This is a genomic window from Pseudomonas marincola, assembly GCF_900682675.2.
Classification (GTDB): Bacteria; Pseudomonadota; Gammaproteobacteria; order Pseudomonadales; family Pseudomonadaceae; genus Aquipseudomonas; species Aquipseudomonas marincola.
Map to the genome: position 1 here is coordinate 3,833,448 of NZ_LR215729.2, position 20,021 is coordinate 3,853,468.

Here is a 20,021-nt window from a genome sequence, read left to right on the forward strand (position 1 = left end):
ACAACCTTGGCTGGCTTATGGCGGGCCTGAGCTTGTCGCACTAGGTGCAAAGCAGCACACTATCGCCATGGAATACATTCGCAAAAAAATCGAAAGCCAAGTGCTCGGGCTCAGCGGGATTGCGCTCGGCCAGATCGACTTCGAAAACCCCAAAGGTGATCCCGGCCTGTTTGGACCCGATTCGATTAGCTGGCAAGTACATGGCGATTTCACCAGCATGCTGGTGGGCGGTATTAGTGCCCTGCTGATGCAGGCCCTCCATCCGCTGGCGTTGGCGGGCGTATGGGATCACTCGAATTTTCGTCAGGACCTGTTAGGGCGCCTGCGACGCACCGGCCAGTTCATATCCGGTACCACCTTTGGCGCCAAAGCCGATGCCGACTGGCTGATCGAAAAGGTCAAAACCATTCATTTACAAGTCACCGGTACCGCGCCAGACGGGCGCAGCTATGCAGCCAGTGATCCCGCACTGCTGACCTGGGTGCATGTTGCCGAGGTTCATAGTTTCCTGCAGTCGCACCTGCGCTACCGTAACCCGAATTTATCCGGCGCGGATCAGGATCGTTACTACGCTGAAATAGCCTTTATTGCCGAACGCCTGGGCGCAACGAATGTGCCGCGCTCGCGGGCGCAAGTTGCAGAGTATTTACAGGACATGCGCCCGCAACTGCTGTGCGATGAGCGCTCCCTGGAGATATTGCAGATTCTGCTCAACGCACCCGCGCCCAGCCTTTTAGCTGGAGTGGCTGGCAAACTGTTCATGCAAGGCGGTATCGACCTTCTGCCTGAATGGGCGCAGCGTATGCTTGGCCAGCCGGTCAGCCCGCAGCGCAGCCGACTGATCCGCACCAGCATCAATCAGCTTGCCCCGCTGCTGCGTTGGGCCGTGCGCAGCGGGGCTATTCACCGGGCGCGCAAGCGTTTGGGTATAGAGCAATAGCCCAGAATTTTAGCCCTACCGGTTGCCAGCCGAACCTCTGCGCAACCATCGATCTACTCGCGGCCTGACACGCTGCTTTCAATCAGGAGCCAACCATGCAAGAAGTCGTAATTGTTGCCGCTACGCGCACCGCCATTGGGACATTCCAGGGTTCTCTGGCAAACATTCCGGCGCCAGAGCTCGGCGCCGCCGTTATTCGTCGTCTGCTTGAGCAAACAAATCTTGCGCCGACCGACGTCGACGAAGTCATACTCGGCCAGGTGCTTACCGCAGGCTCAGGCCAGAACCCGGCGCGTCAGGCATCCATTCTGGCCGGGCTGCCAAATGCAGTGCCCGCCATGACCCTGAACAAAGTCTGCGGTTCCGGTCTGAAAGCTTTGCATCTGGGCGCTCAGGCCATTCGCTGCGGCGATGCCGAGGTAATCATTGCTGGCGGCATGGAGAACATGAGCCTGGCCCCGTATGTGATGCCGGGGGCTCGCACAGGCTTGCGCATGGGTCACGCCAAGGTTATCGACAGCATGATCACCGACGGCCTGTGGGATGCATTCAATGATTACCACATGGGCATCACCGCAGAGAATCTGGTCGACAAGTACTCGATCAGCCGCGAACAGCAAGACGCTTTCGCGGCGGCCTCACAGCAAAAAGCCGTTGCCGCGATTGAGGCTGGCCGTTTCGATGCCGAGATCACTCCGGTCATGATCCCTCAGCGCAAGGGCGACCCGGTTGCATTCAGCAAGGATGAAGGACCGCGCGCGGGCGTAACAGCCGAGTCTCTGAGCAAACTCAAACCGGCATTCAAGAAGGACGGCAGCGTAACCGCCGGCAATGCTTCAAGCCTGAATGACGGCGCCGCTGCCGTGTTACTGATGAGCGCTGACAAAGCCAAGGCACTCGGCCTGCCGGTTCTGGCGCGCATCGCCAGCTACGCCAACGCAGGTGTAGACCCGGCAATCATGGGCATCGGTCCGGTGTCTGCAACTCGCCGTTGCCTGGATAAAGCCAACTGGAAAATCGAAGACCTCGACCTGGTCGAAGCCAACGAGGCATTTGCCGCCCAAGCGCTTTCGGTTAATCAGGAACTGGGCTGGGACACGGCGAAAATCAACGTTAACGGCGGCGCAATCGCCCTCGGTCACCCGATAGGCGCATCAGGCTGCCGCGTGTTAGTGACACTGCTGCACGAGATGATCAAACGCGATGCCAAGAAAGGGCTGGCAACCTTGTGCATCGGCGGCGGCCAGGGTGTGGCATTGGCGCTGCAGCGCGACTAAACACCAGCGCCAACTCGCAACGCCAGCACCGCCCGCAATTAGTGGGCTCAGTGCTGGCGTTTTTGTTGATAAACTAGCGCTATCTTCCCTTCTGAGTCGTCGCGCATGTCCGCTCTCACACTGGCGCTGCGCGCCGCTATGGCTAATCGCCAACCCTTGATCGAACAACTTCACCAGCAGCAGACCGATTGCTATCGCCTGTTTCATGGCAGCCAGGAAGGCGCTGGCGGCCTGACTGTCGACCGCTACGGCGACCAGCTACTGGTGCAGAGCTTCCACCAAACCCTCAGCCGCGACGAACTCCTGCAACTGGCTGAGCAGTGCTGTGAGCAGCTCGATAAACAGTTTCTACTGGTCTATAACGACCGCTCGCAGGGTAACTCGCGGATTGATCGTAGCGATCCGATTTACGCAGCCGAACCTGCTGCACTGGAAGATCTGGTCGGTCGCGAATGGGGCCTGAACTACCGGGTTCGTGGCCGTCACGCCGGACAAGATCCTCTACTGTTCCTCGATCTGCGCAATGCACGCGGCTGGATCAAAGAGCACAGCGCTGGTAAGTCGGTGCTTAACCTGTTCGCCTACACCTGCGGCGTCGGTCTTGCTGCTGCGGCCGGTGGCGCCCGCGAAGTGGTCAACCTGGATTTCGCCGAAGGAAATCTGGCGGTGGGCAAAGAGAACGGTTTGCTTAATCCGACCCTGCCGCCCATGCAGTTTGTGCAGTCCGATTACTTTCCAGCCATCCGCCAGCTCGCCGGTTTGCCGATTGCCCAGCGCCGTGGTCAAAAGCTGCCAAGCTACATTCGCATGGCCCAGCGTCAATTTGATCTGGTGTTTCTCGACCCTCCCGCCTGGGCCAAAAGCGCGTTCGGCACGGTAGACCTGCTGCGTGATTACCAGAGCCTGCTCAAGCCCGCCATTCTGGCGACTGCCGAAGATGGCGTGCTGGTGTGCTGCAACAACCTGGCCAAGGTGTCGCTCGCGGACTGGCGCGAACAGGTGCTGCGTTGCGCGACCAAACTGGGTCGCCCCGTGCGCGAATGGCAGCAGATTGAGCCAGCCGCAGACTTCCCCTCAAGTGACGGCCAGCCGCCTTTGAAAACCCTGGTGCTACGCTTCTAGCAAGGCGTCAGGGTCGGTCTGTGCGCTAGAAATCCTGCAGAGAATGCGTCGCCTGCAAGTAGCCGTGCCATACTAGAAAGCACTTTTTGGCGGGATAGATGACGCATCGCTATGTACAAAGGACTGAAATACGTCGCGCTAACATTATTCGTGCTGGTTGGCCTCTACACACTGCTGGGCTTTTTGATACTTCCCGGTGTCGGTTTGCGGGTGATCAACCAGCAACTGGCCAACTACGCGCAAGTGCCTGCAAGGCTGGATCGCCTGCAACTCAACCCCTATTCGTTACAGCTCACACTCTGGGGCCTGCATGTGGGCGAGGCGGAAAAAGAGCAAGTTGCGTTTGAGCGCTTGTACGTAGACCTTGAGCTCGACAGCCTGTGGACGGGTGCCGCGCACCTGGCCGGTATCGAGCTGGACAAATCGCATACCGAAGTCACTTTCGACAAACAGGGCACGCTCAACCTGACGCAGTTGTTCAAGCTGCCAGAAAGCCCGCCTCCCGCAGAAGAACCTGCCGCTACAGATCCTTTTCCGGTGCGCATCGACAGCATCAAACTGGCAGCTGGCTCGCTGCACTTTCAGGATCTGCGCCCCAGCGAGCCGATCAACTTTGTCTACGACAAGCTCGATTTCGAACTGAACAATCTCAGCACCCTGCCTGAAGACAACGCCGAGATGACCCTCACGGCGACTGGCCCGCATGGCGGCAGGATCGACTGGAAAGGCCAGGCCAGCCTGGTGCCGATTAGCTCCAGCGGTTCACTGAAAGTCACCGACGCGCAAATGCAGGGTTTCTGGCCCTATGTTCGTGATGCCGTGCCCTTGGATTTAGCCCAGGGCGTTCTCAACCTCAACACCGACTACAAGCTTGATCTGCAGGACACCACCGAATTGGTCCTGAACAATATCAACGTTAAGGTTTCACCCTTCGCGATTCAGGCGCCTGATGGCCGGCCGCTGGTCAATCTGGCCAACCTTGAGATCAGTGAAACCACGGTAGATCTGGCCAAGCAAACCGTTGTGGTTGGCAAGATTCGCAGCCAAAAGCTCGAAACATGGGCGACGCGAGAAGCCGATGGCGAACTCGACTGGCAGAAGCTGTTTGCCAGCAATCCACCGCCAGCCAAAGCGCCTGCAAGCAAGGCCCCGAGTAAAGCTGAAGAGACGCCGCCAGCAGATGCCGCCAAGTCACCTCAGCCTGATGTGGCCAAAGCCGATGCAGAGCCGGCTTCCGAGCAGTCACCTGCAGTGGCTACGAACGAACCCAAGCCTGCTGCGAAGGCTGAGGCCACGGTTGAAAAAACCGCCACGCTTGAGACCGACAACAAGGCGCCAGCTTCGACTCCAGCACCAGCCAAACCGGCACAGCCAGCAGAGCCCGGCAAGCCTTGGCAGGTCACGCTCAAGGATGTGCAGCTGCGCGAATATCAAGTTCATCTGGCGGATCGCGTGCCTGAAAAGGACGTCGCGATTGAGCTGGGCCCGCTGAATGTCGACATCCAAAACTTCAACAGCCTGGGCACCACACCATTCGATCTCAGGCTCGACACCGGACTGGGCAAAGAAGGCAAGCTTCAAGCTCAAGGCCAGGTACAGATCAGTCCGACCACCGCCAAGCTCAAGGTGGCGACGCAGAATATCGACATGCGCGTGGCGCAGGCTTACCTCAGCCCGTTTGTGCGCTTAGAGCTACGCAGCGGCATGCTGGGCAGCGATCTCGACGTTGCGCTGCCAAGTGTCGACCCGCTGAAACTGAGCATCACCGGCAACGCCAAAATCACCCAGCTGCACACGCTGGACACAATCAAGGAGCGCGATTTTGTCCGGTGGGAGCAGGTTGACCTCAGCGGTTTGAACTACCAGCACGGCGACAGCCTGAGCATCGACAAAGTCACCCTGAGCAAGCCTTACGCCCGCTTCGTGATCAATGAAGACCTGACCACCAATGTCAGCGACTTGGTGATAGAACAACCTGCCGACCCCAAAGCCAAGGCGGAGCCTGCCGGCAAGCCGCTGGGAATTCGCATTGGCCAAATCGATATCATGGATGGCTCGGCCAACTTTGCCGACTTCAGCCTGCGGCCCAACTTCGCCACCGCGATCCAGCAACTCAACGGCAAGATCGGCACCATCAACAGCCGTGCGCCAAAACCGGCCTCAATCAACATTGCCGGTAAAGTCGACCGCTACGCGCCGGTTAGCATCAAGGGCAGCCTGAACCCATTTGATCCCCTTGAAAGCCTGGACATTGCGACCTCGTTCAAGCGTGTCGAGCTGACCACTCTCACGCCCTACTCCGGCAAGTTTGCCGGCTACCGAATCCGCAAAGGCCGGCTCAATCTCGACCTTCATTACCGCATCAATCGCGGCAAATTGAATGCTGAAAACAGCGTTGTGGTCGAGCAATTACAACTCGGTGAGTCGGTCGACAGCCCAAGCGCTGTCGACTTGCCAATTCGCCTGGCCGTTGCATTGCTTAAAGATGCCGATGGCAAGATTGCCCTGAGCTTGCCGGTTCAGGGAGACCTGAATAACCCGCAGTTCAGCGTGATGCCAATCGTCTGGCAAACCCTGCGCAATCTGGTGGTTCGCGCCGTGCAGGCACCGTTCAAATTCATCAGCGGCCTGGTCAGCGGCGGCAGTGACCTCGACCTCAGCAACGTGCCCTTTAGTGCCGGCAGCGCTGAGCTTGAAGGTGACGGCCAGGAAATTCTCGACACCCTGGCAAGCGCCCTTGGCGAACGTCCGAATCTGCGCCTGGAAGTCGAAGGCACCAGCGCCAAGAGCATTGACGGCCCGATCCTCGCGCAACAGCGGTTAGAACGTGAGTATCAGGATACGTACTACCGCATACTGCAACGCCGGGGCGACAAAGTGCCGGCCGAAGCGAGCCAACTGGAAGTCCCGGATGACGACAAAGCGCCGCTGCTCGAAGGTATTTATCGGGCGCGCCTGAAAAAGCAGCCGCCGAAGGAATGGGCTGAACTCGACTCCGATGTCCGCGCTGAAAAACTTCGCGATGGCGTGCTGCAAGCCTGGACCGAAAGCGACCTGTTGCAGCGCAAGCTTGCACAGGAACGTGCCGCCAGCGTCAAAGCCTACCTTGTGGATAAAGGTAAGCTAAGTGATGAACGCGTTTACCTGATTGATGTGAGCCTGGCCGAAGCTGAAGGCGATCAAGTCGCAACCCTGCTGCACTTGGACAGCGACTAATCGTGAAAACCTCATCTGTCGTGACCCTCGGGCTGTTGCTGCTGTGCACTGCTGCCCGGGCGGACACAATGCGCTGCGGCAGCCAGTTGGTATCGGAGGGTGACCGCGCATTTGAAGTTGAAGAGAAATGCGGCCGGCCAATATACCGCGATCAAATCGGCTATACCCTTGGCCCTTCCGAGCGCCGCGAAATGCTCATTGAGGAATGGGTGTACGGCCCCACTAACGGCGTTCACAGCATCCTGACCTTTGAAGGCAATCGGCTGACGCGCATCGAACGGCGTCGAACTCGCTAATCGCCATACGAGCGGCCTATGTGCAAACCAATTAAGTGCTCAAGCCTGCTCATCTCGCTGATATTACTCAGCGGATATGCGCACGCCGCCAGCATGCGCTGCTCAAGCGCCTTGGTCACAAGCGGAGACCCCACCAGCGAGGTGCTACAGAAGTGCGGTGAACCGATCAGCCGGGATTTTCTTGGCTACATCGAAGTCCGGGACGCCTGGGGCTATAGCCAAGAGCTGGAGGTTGAAGAATGGAGCTATGGCCCAACCAACGGCATGTACCATTATTTGCGCTTTGAAGGCGGACGCCTAAAGCGAGTCAAAAGCGCCCGCAGGCGTTGATGCTCACACCATAATTGCGCGCATAAAAAAGCCCGGCATAAATGCCGGGCTTTCTCTACCAAGTGTCTACAGCTTACCGCTGAAGTCACGCAGCTCTTCCTGAGCCTTCTCCTTGCTCCAGCCATAACGCTCTTGGAGCTTACCTACGAGGTACTCACTGTGACCCTCAGCAACATCTACGTCGTCATCTGTCAGGTTGCCCCAACGTTCCTTGATGCGACCATTCAACTGTTTCCACTTGCCTTTAATAACATCGCTGTTCATCTTAAGTCCCTCTAGGTAAGTAATGGCTGAAGCTCGAATAAACGAATTCGTTTAGTCAGCTGTTTTCAGGCCATCAGCAGATACGTCTGTGACACCTTTAATCTCTTTGGTCTTGGCAACGGCCAGATCACGCTCGGAATCGTTGGCAACAACACCTGTCAAAGACACTACGCCTTTGTTGGTTTCGACTTTAATGTCCAGACCACTCAGGGTGTCATCAGCCAGCAGAGTCGACTTGACCTTGCTAGTGATCCAAGTATCGGTAACCACTTCTTCAGCCTGATCCATGCTGGTATTAGCTGCCAGCATGGTTGGCTGTACAGCGCTCTCGCTAGCGGCGAAAGCTGAACCCGCCAGCGACAAGCTCAGGGTGGTTGCAGCAGCGGCGGCAATGACGAACTTATTGATTGGCTGTTTCATAATTCACAACTCCATTTATTTAAGAAGACCTGCAAGCGATACCGCGTTGCAGACACACCATTACTATCGCAATCGCTGTGCCAGCTTTTAAAAAATATAAAATCGTTATAAAACAATAACTTACAAAAACACCAATACGAGCACGTCTTGCGATTCGCAAGGTTGATCATTTTTTATCGGGCAACTTGCACGAATGCGCAGACACTGAGAGCCAGCCGCTGCAAAACAGGCCGCAGATTAAAGTGAATCGACAAAGTCGACTGATCAGCGCTTTCTCTGGCGCTGTGGTGTGTACCTTCAACGCCGCCAACAGGTTGCCAGATCCGCCCCTTCATCATGGCCTTTCACGCCTGTGTGGCTCAGGGTGAGCACACCGCAAATATCATCACGCATCATCCCTTCCGGCCTCGCTTGCAGGACATACCCGTTAGCGGTGGGGCTGCCCTTTCCGAAACCGAGCGCATAAATTTTGCTGCCTGCCTTGGGCGCAAAACTAAACGGCAGCGCTGGCGGTTGGCTGTTGCTGTCCAGATAACCGCCGTTGGCGGTGTAAAAACGCTCCATGTGCTGGGCTAATTCCATCAAGGCAGTGTGCGCTTCGGATCGCTTGGCACGCCGAACATGATCGACATAAGAGGGATAGGCGATAGCGCTGATGATTCCAATAATGGCAACAACGATCATCAGTTCGATCAAGGTAAAGCCACTGCTCGCAAGACGCTTCGGTGGGCCGGCAGCTAATCGAGACTGCATCATAATGGCCTCACTTCGCGCCAAGACTGGCGGGCAGTATCCAGTACAGTGGCAACAAGGATTTTGCTCAGGTTTCCATCTGAGTCCACGTAATACAAAACTGGCTGATCATCCTCGTAAGTGATCGTGACCCCTTTGATTACACCCTCGACTTCATAGGAAATACCGGACCACGGGATGAGCTCACCATTTACATCGAACATGTCTTGGTGATCAAAGAGCGCATCATGGTTGGTATCAAAATAGACCGAGTCCAATCGTGAGCCAGTGTCACGATTTACAGCCATGACCCAACTATTGCCGCCGAAAGCACAGGGGTCTGCCGAAGGAGTCATCGTGGTGATGATGATCTGCTGACTGCGCACTGTCGCCTCGGCGAGTACGCGTTCACCCTTGCCACTGCCACCCTCCAGAACCAGATCGATATACCAACCGGGCTCAGTGGTTAGCTCATGGTCGGTGATTGCCCGAACATTCAATCCACCCGCTAGTGTTTGCTCCTCAAAGATTGTTTGCTGCAAAAGACGACTTCGACCCTCAATGGCTTCACCGTCATCAATCAGCCCATAAAACGTCTCTACCGCAGGCTCGCTGGGAGTTTCGTTGTCGGTTGTGCGGTAGAAACTGCCGGTTCCAAAGAAAACCATGTGCTGATTTTTCTGGTTGAAGGCAGACGTTAAAGGCGCCGTAATGGCTTGGCGTTGGCCATTTTTATCTTTGGCGACAAATAGCGGCCCATCAGCAAGACTGGACGCAATGCCCCATTTCGCAGGATCTTTATCCGCAAGGTCGATGCGCCAGAGATTGCCAGCCGTATCCGCCACATAAGCACGATCGGCAACAAGGTCACGGTTAGTGTCAGAGGCTAAAGGGGTGCCCAGGTTGGCGCTGGTAGGCAGGTTTATCTCGCGGATTACGTGCCCATCCTTAACATCCAATACCCACAGTTTGCCGTCAGTATCGGGCTCGGTATCGTGGTAACCACTGGTGACCAGCACTGCAAATCGCTCATTGGGTAAGGCAACCAGCGTGGGCTGCCCTAGGTTATAACCCATACGCGGATGGCTGAATTCCCACAGAACGCTGCTGGGGCCCACATTTTCCGGGTCGGTAACATCGAGGGCGAAAATACTGTTGCCGCCGGCGCCACCACTACCAACTACAACGCTAGCCCAACGGGAGCCTAGCCACACATCGCCGACTCTTGGCGTGCCATCGACAAAATAGCGGTGCGTATAATTTGGATCACTTAACGCTGGCAACTTGCCAAACAGACTGGCAGGTACATAGGCGAAAAGCTCACGGCCTCCGAGGGTTTTACCGCCTTTATCATCGCTCGTTGCATCAAAGCCGTGGAGCATTCCGTCGTTTGCACCTACGACGACAAGCGGGGAGCGTTTCAGGTACTTATTGCTGGACCGGAATGTTTTATAAGCTTGGCCGACCGTTCCGCTCGACCATTTAAGGTTGGCGTAGCCAAAGTTTTGATTATGCAGGTATTGGGGATCGGAGTTGACGATGTCACCTAAGCGACTGCCGCGCTGACGGAAAGGACGGCTGCGAATCTTATCGGTGATCTCTTGTGAGCGATCGCCCCGAAGATATTCAAGCCGCAACTTGGCAGTTGCGCTGCTCTCATCATCCAGCGTTAGCTGTTGTTGCTGCTCATGGCTTAAAGCGCCCCAGGTAAACTCGATCCCCTGATAGGCGATACGTCCACCCACATTAGCCGTCCCGGACGGCGGGACGACAGTCAGGATATTGCGCTGAGTAATATCCTTGATCGCATCCAACTTTTGCGCAGCGCTCCACAGCGGCTCTTCAGAAGCTGGGCCATCCGCGCCGATGCGCTTGGCAAGTAAATCACCGCTCCATGCTTTGCTGTTGAAGCGCGACTGAAAAATAGCGTTGTCGGTGGAAATCCGCGTCGAGTTGGTGGCGAGTGAAGTCGTGGTACTCGTGACCTCGTTGGCTATTTGCGCAAAAGCACGGGTTAATCCCGCGACCATATTGGCAGCATCACTGGCCACATAAAAATTATCGGGCCTGTAATAGTTCGGACTCAAAAGCTCATTATTGGAGCGCCACCAAGCAGGGTCCAGTCGCTGAGCGCGCGACAGTGGATTACCAAAATCCTCCGGTACGTCGAAGCCACCGTATTTTGCGGCTAGCCAGTACTGGTTTTTTGATCGAAGCTCCAATTTTTGATTCTCACGCACATCAACCCAATAGGTTGAAATAGTCTGCTTACCCGGTAAATCCGATCGAATATCAGACGTGTTTGCGTAATAGGCCATTCCGGCAATGAAAGCTGAGTTATTATATTTAGTGAATTCAGCACCAGCCGACTTACCAATACCCTCCAAATCAAACACTTTTTGCGTATACGTACGAACATTCAAGCGATCATCACTATGAGGTAGATCTTGATCCTCGTGCGTGTACACATCTCCAATTCCTAGAATGAAATTATTCTGGCATGTATATTGGATCGGATCACTCCAATTGGTAAGCACTGGAAACTTATCTTTCTGGATGTCATCAGATGTTTGAGAATAGGCAGCTATATTTCCTTGCTTCTTAAAATAGCGGAGAGCACTGTAATAGAGCTCACTAACCGGATCACTAGACTTATGCTGATTAGTCAACTCACCAAATTTATTTATATAATTAATGGAACCACTATTGCCCACGTTTGCATGGAGTGGGTTCACATAAATGACACCGCTATTCGAATCCCATTCCACATCCGGGTTACTAATGAACCCTGACGTGCCAGGTTCACGCATTAAAGGGCCAACATAGGCCTGCTGGGAACGAAGGACACCACCATTGCGCTTATCGCCATCAATATTAAGGTAGCTAAACGCACTAAAGCGAATATCAGCCGCATACCGTTGCATTAAACCTTCCGGCTTCCAATGATTACCATAACGCACACAATTATCTTCCAGCAGCGATGCGTTTTTGCACACCTCAACTCGAACGGAATAGTAGTGTGTTTGATCCCCACTCTTGATTGCCAAAGTCTTATTGCGCTGATAGTGCTTAGCACGCGCACTTGCCTTGGGGTTAGCAGAAAACACGGAACTACGAATCGAGCTAGATCCATAAGGTGAAATGCGACTGATTACCTGTTTTCCTGTAACGGTGCGATTTTTAAACTGAGACTTACGTCCATCACGCGTAGCTTTCTCCAGAATGGTTTGTTGAACTGTATCCACAGATCGATAACCACCCGTCAAAGCCTTTCTGAAGGGGTCAATGGTTTGCGTGGTTGCCCAGTTGAGATAATTACCACTCCATTTGCCAGCACATGAGCGGCCCCGATTTACGGGCGTAAAGTATCCTCCTCCCTCTGCCCCCGTTATCAACCCAAAGTAGATATGCCTGAAATCTTGCCGAATATATTGATAACACTTGTCGCTGTCAAAATAACCGACATAGTCATTACTCTCTACAAATTTATCGGCTATATTGGCGACACTGATAGCTGTCGGAAATTCAACCGATGGCACCAAAGCAAGATTTCCAGGTACTGTATTGCTACCTAGAATGAGCGGCGTCTGAGCGACCTGAGCAATAGCTGGATTTAAAAATAAAGAACAACACAATACCCCCAAAACCGAACGGCGACTATGTGATACAGCAGCAATGATAATGACTAAGCTTCGAATCCGTTCGATTTCACTCTCCATCTTTAAACTCAACTATAAAAGTAGATACTAATTCAACTTGAGAAACAGGCGTGTTATCAACCGCTATACTTTTTCCAAAACCGGTTGACTCAATCCGCGTTAGGGCGCCGTCCGCAACCTTCGGCTCGCCGGCTTTAGTGTTATAGTCGACAACATCAACTAAAATGACCTTATACTCCGGAGGCTGAGCAACACCTGGAAAGCCCTCATAAAATCCCGTAATCGGCTCATCCCTGAGATCGTTTATATCAGCAGTTAGAAACTGACCAATCGCTGCACGCTCGCCCTCACGCAACGCAGCTTCAGATGCTTGAAAAGCCAGGTTTTTATCACGCGCACTGCCGGCCATGGTTTCTTGCAGCGATGTGCCCTGCATGCTTGATACTGCAATTACGGTCAATATCAATAGCATAATGAGCGCAACAATAAGGACCGCTCCACGCTGGCGGACATTAAACTCAACCTGTTGCAGGGTTTTCATGGCAGGCGATTCCTGATGCTTACAGTATTAGAAAAAACCTCAGCTAATTTTCGGCTGGGGATTTCCAACACCACACCGTTAAATTTTATTGTTTGATTTTCAGTGACAGCATTTAACTGCGGACTGACAACTAGAATTTCGACATGCACAGAAACTACACGCTGCCAATCAGGTACTTGATCAGCAGTGACATAGCGAGTCACTTGCTTATCGTCTCCCGATAAGCCGTAACTAATTTGCATATCCTGAATATTTTCGATCAACTCTTCAGTTGTCCACTTCAACTCACCCAGCGATTTTTGAGGGCTCAATCGCTGTCTGAAAAGTGAAGAGTTACCACTCATATTCTTACGTATGTAATACGTGGCATGGTGGACGCCGAGAACGTCCACCTCTTCGGAGTAAGCGCGACTCCAAGGTTTTGAGGCATCATGCTTTGAGACTGCCTTGTCGCTTGTTGTTGCTGCATTCAAGAACAAGTCACAACCCAGGCCATCTGTAATCAGTGCAACGGCGCCATAATCGATTGCAGAAGGCTCAAGCAAGCGCACGGAATCACTCGCCGCTGTGTTGCTTAAGGCAGCCTCAAGACTGCTTGAGCCCTCAGCATATTTGACCAGAAGAACGTCAGTTCCCTTGATAGGCGTGCCATTTAGGTGGTCAGGTTTACGCTCAACATCATCCCAGCCCTGAAGTGGCTGATCCAATTCCAGGCTGGTGGCTTGACTCGCGGTTAGGTGGTTAGAATCACGCTTAAAACACAATCCGGTGAAACCCAGCCCCCTGATAGCCTCAGCAAGAAAGCCGATTGAAAATCGACCGCTCTCCTGAATCCGGGACAATGAACTGTTAGTCGAATACGTCTGCTTGGTACTTAGAAATACTTGCATCACACCCAGCATAAGAATCAGGGCGATGACCATGCTTACCATCAGCTCGACGAGCGAAAGCCCATACTGCCGGGAAATCACTGAATGGCTCATATTTCAGTTCGATAAACGAATGTTTCGGTGTATGGCTGGGTGTCAGATCTGGCCTTAACCCGCCCACGGTTGTCGTTCCAACGAATTGATATGCTGAGTAGTCGCTCATCGCGACTTATCGCTGCAGTTCCATCAGGCAAGGTCTGCGCCAAGGCATTAAGCCATTCACTGAGGTCTTTATTCGCCTGGTTGCCTGAGACCTCATGCGCTGTTGATGAAGCCGGAAAATTGAGGAAGTAAACATCGGTGTTCGCTTGCACCTGATTTGCGCGCATGCGGTCGGCCATGTCGTAAGCAAGCAAGGTGGCTTGAGAGCGGTAATACGCGCTCTTATTGGCTTGAATGCTGACCATTTGCAGCCCGGCCAAGCCGATTAACCCAACCGACAACACCAGCAGCGTGATCAGTACCTCGATCAAACTCACACCCCGCTGCATGTTGCTTTTCGCCAGAAGAGGCCTTTTACCGAATCTGCGCCCATCACTGTCGAGGCTTCCGGACGGCTGATGACTTTCGCACGTTACAGAGAAGCTGGGGTTGTTCGGCGGTATAGCGCCTGCTGTCGTCACTGCGCAGCTGTTTAGGCCGCTCATCCCACCAAGCTCATCAGCAAGCGCAACCCGATCATTGCGGCCCATCTTTGCGCGCTGAGGTGGGCTGCATTCGGCGGTTATTGAGCAATCGAAGAGCAGTTTGAAAAGCAGGCCAAGACTACCAAGCAGGTATGAAATTATGTTCGACAGCGCAGAGAGCAAAGCGCCATGAGACGCTGCATGCACATGCCCAAGTGCAAAGATGCGTTGTCGTTTTATTAACAATTTATCGTCCATGACTCATTCACATTCTTATATTGAAAGTCGGCAATCAATTCATAACGACTTTATCCTTTGTCGTTATCAACACGGGTTGGCTGCAGCGGTGCTTTCGACCCTGAGCCTACCCGCGGTATTAATCACAGCTCGGCTAACCTCTTTACTTCCATCACACAAAGTGAAGGTTCCATTCATGCTGTGCGTCATACCGTTAGGCTTGAAACTTAAATAGGCTTTTCCTCTGAAGTTGCTCCAATTCCAGTGATACAGATGTGAAATGCTAAACATGCGCAACAATTCATCCCCTTCATCCATCTCACCGTTATTATTGCCATCAGCAAATACCATAACGTTGGACTTCCAATCTGACTTATCTGCGCACACCACCACACCAGCACAAACACTTACTGTGCCATTACGGGTAATTGCACTGGCGCGAGCAAATCGAATCCCGCTTAATAATTCGTTCATATGGCTGTTATTACGTTCGCGCTGTACCCACTCACTCATACTGGGCGCCGCTATACTTACCAAAATCGCAAGCACTAAAATAGTTGTCAGCAACTCGATCAAACTGAATGCTGCCTGCAGTTGGATCTTCACGTGTCTACCTTTTATTTTCGGGTTGCAGTAATTCCTTACGCATGCGACTCAAACCTGGCTATATAGAGTGCGAAACTGCAGTGCAGCGCACATCTATTGCTATTTATTCAAAGCTAACTATTTGATAACACTGAGAGCTGCCTACCGCACAGACCGAAAGATCAGGCGCAGGTGATATTTGAAAACAGAACCCGGCCGAGCCCGACCTGCGGCGCAAGCGTTATTGCCTAGATCAGGGTTATTCCCTATCGCCTTCGCCGCAGTCATTGAGCTGTACCAGGCAGGGCAAAGTCGGCATCTGCGTGCGCCGGGCGCACACTAATTCACCCTCACAACACACAAGCCTTGGCGATCTGATCTACCAGCTAAAACGCCAGGACCACTTTTCGAAAGCCAAAAAAAATCCGATGCCTGTTAGGGCATCGGATTTCCAGTGCTGGTGACTACAGCTATTTACCTGAGGTGTGCAAATGCCTCAGTAAAGGCTGTTTTCAATCAAGCACTCATACAGCAGTCTGCGATTAAACGCCTGACGCTTTAGCAGCGGCAACGTCTTTGATCGACAGCTTGATACGACCGCGGTTGTCCACGTCCAGTACCAGTACTTCAACTTCCTGACCTTCTTTGAGAATGTCGGTCACTTTCTCAACGCGAGCATCGCTCAGCATAGAGATGTGCACCAGACCGTCTTTGCCCGGCAGGATGTTTACGAAGGCACCGAAGTCAACAATACGCTCAACTTTACCGACGTAGATCTTGCCGATTTCAGCTTCTGCAGTGATGCCCAGAACGCGCTGCTTAGCGGCTTCTGCTGCATCTTTAGTTTCGCCGAAGATCTTGATGCTACCGTCGTCTTCGATGTCGATCGAAGCTTTGGTTTCTTCACAGATTGCACGGATTGTCGCGCCGCCTTTACCGATCACGTCACGGATCTTGTCCTGATCGATCTTCATCGCGATCATGGTTGGGGCGTTAGCCGACAACTCTGTACGCGACTCGGCGATAACCTGGTTCATCTGGCCGAGAATGTTCAGGCGCGCTTCAAGGGCCTGGCCCAGCGCGATTTCCATGATTTCTTCGGTGATGCCCTGGATCTTGATGTCCATCTGCAGCGCGGTAACACCTTTAGCAGTACCCGCTACTTTGAAGTCCATGTCGCCGAGGTGATCTTCATCACCCAGGATGTCGGTCAGAACTGCGAACTTCTCGCCTTCCTTAACCAGACCCATGGCGATACCGGCAACCGGCGCCTTCATCGGCACACCAGCGTCCATCAGAGCCAGCGATGCACCGCAAACCGAGGCCATCGAGCTTGAACCGTTGGATTCAGTGATTTCCGATACCACACGAATGGTGTACGGGAACTCATCAGCCGCTGGCAGCATGGCCGCGATAGAACGACGCGCCAAACGACCGTGACCGATTTCGCGACGACCAGTAGCGCCCATACGACCACACTCACCTACCGAGTACGGAGGGAAGTTGTAGTGCAGCATGAACGGGTCTTTACGCTCGCCTTCAAGGGTGTCGAGCAGCTGTGCGTCACGGGCAGTACCCAGCGTGGCAACAACCAACGCCTGAGTTTCACCACGGGTGAACAGCGCAGAACCGTGAGTCTTGTCGAGAACACCCACTTCGATGTTCAGGCCACGGACAGTACGAGTGTCACGACCGTCGATACGCGGCTGGCCGTTAACGATGTTCTCGCGCACGGTGCGGTATTCGATTTCGCCGAAGACTTCTTTAACTTCGCCGGCAGTCGGCTGGCCTTCTTCACCCGAGAACTTGGCAACGACTTCGTTGCGCAGCTCGCCCAAGCGCGCATAACGCTCGTGCTTAACGGTAATGGTGTAAGCCTGTGAGATTGCCGCGCCAAACTCGCTACGGATAGCGTTCAGCAGCTCAACGTTCTCAGCCTTTGGCTGCCAGTCCCAAGTCGGCTTGGCAGCTTCTGCAGCCAGTTCGGCAACAGCGTCGATCACAGCCTGGAATTCGTCGTGAGCGAACAGTACTGCGCCCAGCATCTGGTCTTCGGTCAGCTCTTTAGCTTCCGATTCAACCATCAGCACGGCGTCTTTGGTACCGGCTACAACCATGTCCAGGCTCGAAGCCTGAAGCTGCTCGTAGTTAGGGTTCAGCAGGTAGCCTGTTTCTGGGTGGAACGCTACGCGAGCGGCGCCGATTGGGCCATTGAACGGAATACCCGAAATAGCCAGAGCAGCCGAAGTACCGATCATCGCAGCGATGTCCGGATCTGTCTTCTTGCTGGTGGAGATCACGGTGCAGATAACCTGCACTTCGTTCTGGAAGCCTTCTGGGAACAGCGGACGGATCGGACGGTCGATCAGACGCGAAGTCAGGGTTTCTTTCTCGGAAGGACGTGCTTCACGCTTGAAGAAACCGCCTGGGATTTTACCGGCTGCGTAGGTTTTTTCCTGATAGTGAACTGACAGCGGGAAAAAGCCTTTGCTTGGGTCAGCAGTTTTGGCGCCAGTTACAGCAACCAGAACGGCAACGTCGTCATCGACGGTAACCAGCACAGAGCCAGACGCTTGACGAGCGATACGGCCCGTCTCGAGAGTTACGGTCGACTGACCGAATTGAAACTTCTTAATTACCGGGTTCACGGTGTTTTCCTTTTCTATATTGCCCTTGGGGAAACCTTTTGGAACGCTCTGCAAAACGCCTGCGCTTGGCATTTCGGCGTGATGAGGCGGTTCCATGTAGCGGCTGTTGAATGCAGATTCGACTGCAGCAACAGCGTCAAACTTTTCGTGGGCAGCTGCGGGATTCGGCCCGGCACTGTCCAAAACACGGGTAGCTTAAACGCAAAAAGCTGGAAGTGGGATAAACCCACTTCCAGCTTCAGCTTCAGCTACGTGCAAGCATTGCTTAGCGACGCAGACCCAGGCGACCGATCAGGGCGCTGTAACGGCTAACATCTTTACCCTTCAGGTAGTCCAGCAGCTTACGACGCTGGTTAACCATACGGATCAGACCACGACGCGAGTGGTGATCTTTACCGTTGGCCTTGAAGTGGCCTTGCAGCTTGTTGATGTTGGCGGACAGCAGTGCAACTTGCACTTCTGGGCTACCAGTATCGCCAGCAGCTTGTTGGTAGTCAGTTACGATTTGGGCTTTTTCTACTGCGCTGAGTGCCATGGTGGCTTCCTCTCAATTAAGCAACCGTAAACGGTCGCAATAGGCTGGGAACTGCTTCCCATGTTTTAAAATGAGGTATGACCGTGCCTACTAACAGCCACCCTCTTGTTAAGTACCCCTTATAGCTGCTGCACTCGGCATAGCTGCGTTGAAAAGTCTCTCAAGATGCTCATTCACATGAGTGAACTCCGCTCCTTCGAGGCTTTTTGCCTTGCTCTGCCTTCGCTCGCGACGCTCTGAGCGGCACTTAAATCTTGCTTTGAAGCTACCTGAGCACCGAAGCACTCATTCAGCCGGATATTCTACTACGAATTATTCACTCTGAGCGAATCAAGCGACGGGGCGCAATGCGGCCGTCTTCGCCGACTTCACCGATACCGATGAAACGACCGTTATGATCCTGCACCCGAACCATGCCGAACTTCGGCGCTTCCGGTGCGCGTACCGGCTGGCCTTGCAGCCAGTAGAACGAACTGTGCTCGGAGAACTGCAGCAAAGGCCAATGTTCCAGACCGCTATCAACCGGGTGCAGGAAGCGATCAACCGCCTCGTTACCACCTTCAGCGTGAACAGCTTCAAGCTCTTCAAGGCTGACGGTTTGGGTCAAGTCGAAAGGACCAGCCTTGGTTCTGCGCAGTTCTGCAACGTGTGCGCCGCAACCCAGCAAGTGACCGATATCTTCGACCAGTGTGCGGATGTAAGTACCTTTGCTGCACTCGACAGCCAAACGTGCCACTTCGCCTTCGCAGCCAAGCAACTCCAAACGCGCAATATTCACTGCACGCGGCTCACGCTCGACAACTTCACCCGCACGCGCCAGCTTGTAAAGCGGCTGGCCGTCACGCTTGAGCGCCGAATACATCGGTGGGATCTGGCTGATGTCGCCACGAAACTGCGGCAATACAGCCTCAATATCGCTGCCGTTTACCGTTACCGGCTTACGCTCGATCACTTCACCTTCAGCGTCAGCCGTGGTTGTCGTAACACCCAACTGCATCAGTGTCTCGTAGCCTTTATCGGCATCGAGCAGGTATTGCGAAAACTTGGTGGCTTCGCCAAAGCACAGCGGCAACACGCCAGTCGCCAAAGGGTCGAGACTGCCGGTGTGACCGGCTTTTTCAGCATTCAGCAACCAGCGGACTTTCTGCAAGGCGGCATTGGAGCTGAAGCCCTTCGGCTTATCCAGCAGAATGATGCCGTCTACTTTGCGACGAATACGCTTAACCTGGGCCACGTGCTTACTCCTTGGCGTCGGTTGCTTCGTCGTCATGCTGACGATCTTCAGTTACGGCGCGCTCGATCAATGCAGACAATTGCGCACCGCGAATAACGCTCTCGTCATAATGGAAGCGCAGGTTCGGCACGCTGCGAAGCTTCATTGCCTTGCCCAGCTGCATGCGCAGAAAGCCGCTGGCATCGTTGAGCACTTTTACGCTCTGACGGATGCTCTCATCGTCAATCTCTGAACCCATGATCGTGATAAACACTTTGGCGTGGCTGGCGTCACGGCTGACTTCAACAGCGGTAACTGTGACCAGACCACTGACGCGAGGATCTTTGACTTCGCGGAGAATCAACTGCGCCAGCTCGCGCTGCATCTGGTCGCCGATACGCTGGGCACGGCTATATTCTTTGGCCATTTTTACTACCTTTTACGGTCTCAA

The 20,021-nt window shown here is 53.9% G+C and carries 18 protein-coding genes; 6 read left to right on the forward strand and 12 right to left on the reverse strand.

What is annotated here, in order from left to right:
* Positions 1 to 67 precede the first annotated feature (67 nt).
* The 6 genes from PMYSY11_RS17710 (at position 68) to PMYSY11_RS17735 (ending at position 7,181) form a co-directional block, all read left to right on the forward strand.
* On the forward strand, positions 68 to 940 hold the full coding sequence (locus PMYSY11_RS17710; protein ID WP_150547603.1) for an oxygenase MpaB family protein: 873 nt from the start codon (positions 68 to 70) through the stop codon (positions 938 to 940).
* A 95-nt stretch (positions 941 to 1,035) separates the two neighbouring features.
* Positions 1,036 to 2,217, forward strand: a complete 1,182-nt coding sequence (locus PMYSY11_RS17715; RefSeq protein ID WP_150547604.1) for an acetyl-CoA C-acetyltransferase — start codon at positions 1,036 to 1,038, stop codon at positions 2,215 to 2,217.
* A 105-nt stretch (positions 2,218 to 2,322) separates the two neighbouring features.
* Positions 2,323 to 3,339 (forward strand): class I SAM-dependent rRNA methyltransferase, encoded by a 1,017-nt coding sequence (locus PMYSY11_RS17720; RefSeq protein WP_150547605.1) that lies wholly within the window; start codon positions 2,323 to 2,325, stop codon positions 3,337 to 3,339.
* A 111-nt stretch (positions 3,340 to 3,450) separates the two neighbouring features.
* The gene (locus PMYSY11_RS17725; RefSeq protein ID WP_150547606.1) at positions 3,451 to 6,555 is read left to right on the forward strand and encodes a DUF748 domain-containing protein; all 3,105 of its coding nucleotides are present in this window, start codon (positions 3,451 to 3,453) and stop codon (positions 6,553 to 6,555) included.
* Positions 6,556 to 6,557: 2 nt separating this feature from the next.
* Positions 6,558 to 6,851, forward strand: a complete 294-nt coding sequence (locus PMYSY11_RS17730) for a DUF2845 domain-containing protein (protein ID WP_476705410.1) — start codon at positions 6,558 to 6,560, stop codon at positions 6,849 to 6,851.
* Between the two features lie 18 nt (positions 6,852 to 6,869).
* Positions 6,870 to 7,181, forward strand: coding sequence for a DUF2845 domain-containing protein (locus PMYSY11_RS17735; protein WP_069897966.1), 312 nt, complete (start codon positions 6,870 to 6,872; stop codon positions 7,179 to 7,181).
* Positions 7,182 to 7,247: 66 nt separating this feature from the next.
* Here PMYSY11_RS17735 and PMYSY11_RS17740 read toward each other — a convergent pair whose 3' ends face one another.
* The 12 genes from PMYSY11_RS17740 to rbfA form a co-directional block, all read right to left on the reverse strand.
* On the reverse strand, positions 7,248 to 7,445 hold the full coding sequence (locus tag PMYSY11_RS17740) for a CsbD family protein (protein WP_069897967.1): 198 nt from the start codon (positions 7,443 to 7,445) through the stop codon (positions 7,248 to 7,250).
* A 51-nt stretch (positions 7,446 to 7,496) separates the two neighbouring features.
* Entirely contained in the window at positions 7,497 to 7,865 is a 369-nt protein-coding gene (locus PMYSY11_RS17745; RefSeq protein ID WP_069897968.1) for a BON domain-containing protein, read from the reverse strand.
* A 297-nt stretch (positions 7,866 to 8,162) separates the two neighbouring features.
* A complete protein-coding gene (locus PMYSY11_RS17750) occupies positions 8,163 to 8,621 on the reverse strand; it encodes a type IV pilin protein (protein ID WP_338051124.1) in 459 nt (152 codons plus the stop codon).
* Complete coding sequence (locus PMYSY11_RS21930) at positions 8,618 to 12,316, reverse strand: pilus assembly protein (RefSeq protein ID WP_239655500.1); 3,699 nt, start codon at positions 12,314 to 12,316, stop codon at positions 8,618 to 8,620. Before PMYSY11_RS21930 ends, PMYSY11_RS17750 begins: the two co-directional genes overlap by 4 nt.
* A complete protein-coding gene (locus tag PMYSY11_RS17760; protein WP_150547607.1) occupies positions 12,306 to 12,797 on the reverse strand; it encodes a pilus assembly PilX family protein in 492 nt (163 codons plus the stop codon). Before PMYSY11_RS17760 ends, PMYSY11_RS21930 begins: the two co-directional genes overlap by 11 nt.
* Positions 12,794 to 13,780, reverse strand: a complete 987-nt coding sequence (locus PMYSY11_RS17765) for a PilW family protein (protein ID WP_150547608.1) — start codon at positions 13,778 to 13,780, stop codon at positions 12,794 to 12,796. The genes PMYSY11_RS17760 and PMYSY11_RS17765 overlap by 4 nt, the downstream gene beginning before the upstream one ends.
* Positions 13,777 to 14,610, reverse strand: coding sequence for a type IV pilus modification protein PilV (gene pilV, locus PMYSY11_RS21935; protein WP_239655501.1), 834 nt, complete (start codon positions 14,608 to 14,610; stop codon positions 13,777 to 13,779). Before pilV ends, PMYSY11_RS17765 begins: the two co-directional genes overlap by 4 nt.
* 66 nt (positions 14,611 to 14,676) lie before the next feature.
* Entirely contained in the window at positions 14,677 to 15,195 is a 519-nt protein-coding gene (locus tag PMYSY11_RS17775; RefSeq protein ID WP_150547609.1) for a GspH/FimT family pseudopilin, read from the reverse strand.
* 521 nt (positions 15,196 to 15,716) lie between these two features.
* Positions 15,717 to 17,822 carry a polyribonucleotide nucleotidyltransferase gene (pnp, locus tag PMYSY11_RS17780; RefSeq protein ID WP_150547610.1) on the reverse strand — a complete coding sequence of 702 codons (2,106 nt, stop codon included), beginning with the start codon at positions 17,820 to 17,822 and terminating at the stop codon, positions 15,717 to 15,719.
* Positions 17,823 to 18,087: 265 nt separating this feature from the next.
* Positions 18,088 to 18,357, reverse strand: a complete 270-nt coding sequence (rpsO, locus tag PMYSY11_RS17785) for a 30S ribosomal protein S15 (RefSeq protein WP_069897972.1) — start codon at positions 18,355 to 18,357, stop codon at positions 18,088 to 18,090.
* Positions 18,358 to 18,673: 316 nt separating this feature from the next.
* Positions 18,674 to 19,591, reverse strand: a complete 918-nt coding sequence (gene truB / locus PMYSY11_RS17790) for a tRNA pseudouridine(55) synthase TruB (protein WP_150547611.1) — start codon at positions 19,589 to 19,591, stop codon at positions 18,674 to 18,676.
* A 4-nt stretch (positions 19,592 to 19,595) separates the two neighbouring features.
* Positions 19,596 to 19,997 (reverse strand): 30S ribosome-binding factor RbfA, encoded by a 402-nt coding sequence (gene rbfA / locus PMYSY11_RS17795; RefSeq protein ID WP_069897974.1) that lies wholly within the window; start codon positions 19,995 to 19,997, stop codon positions 19,596 to 19,598.
* Positions 19,998 to 20,021 lie beyond the last annotated feature (24 nt).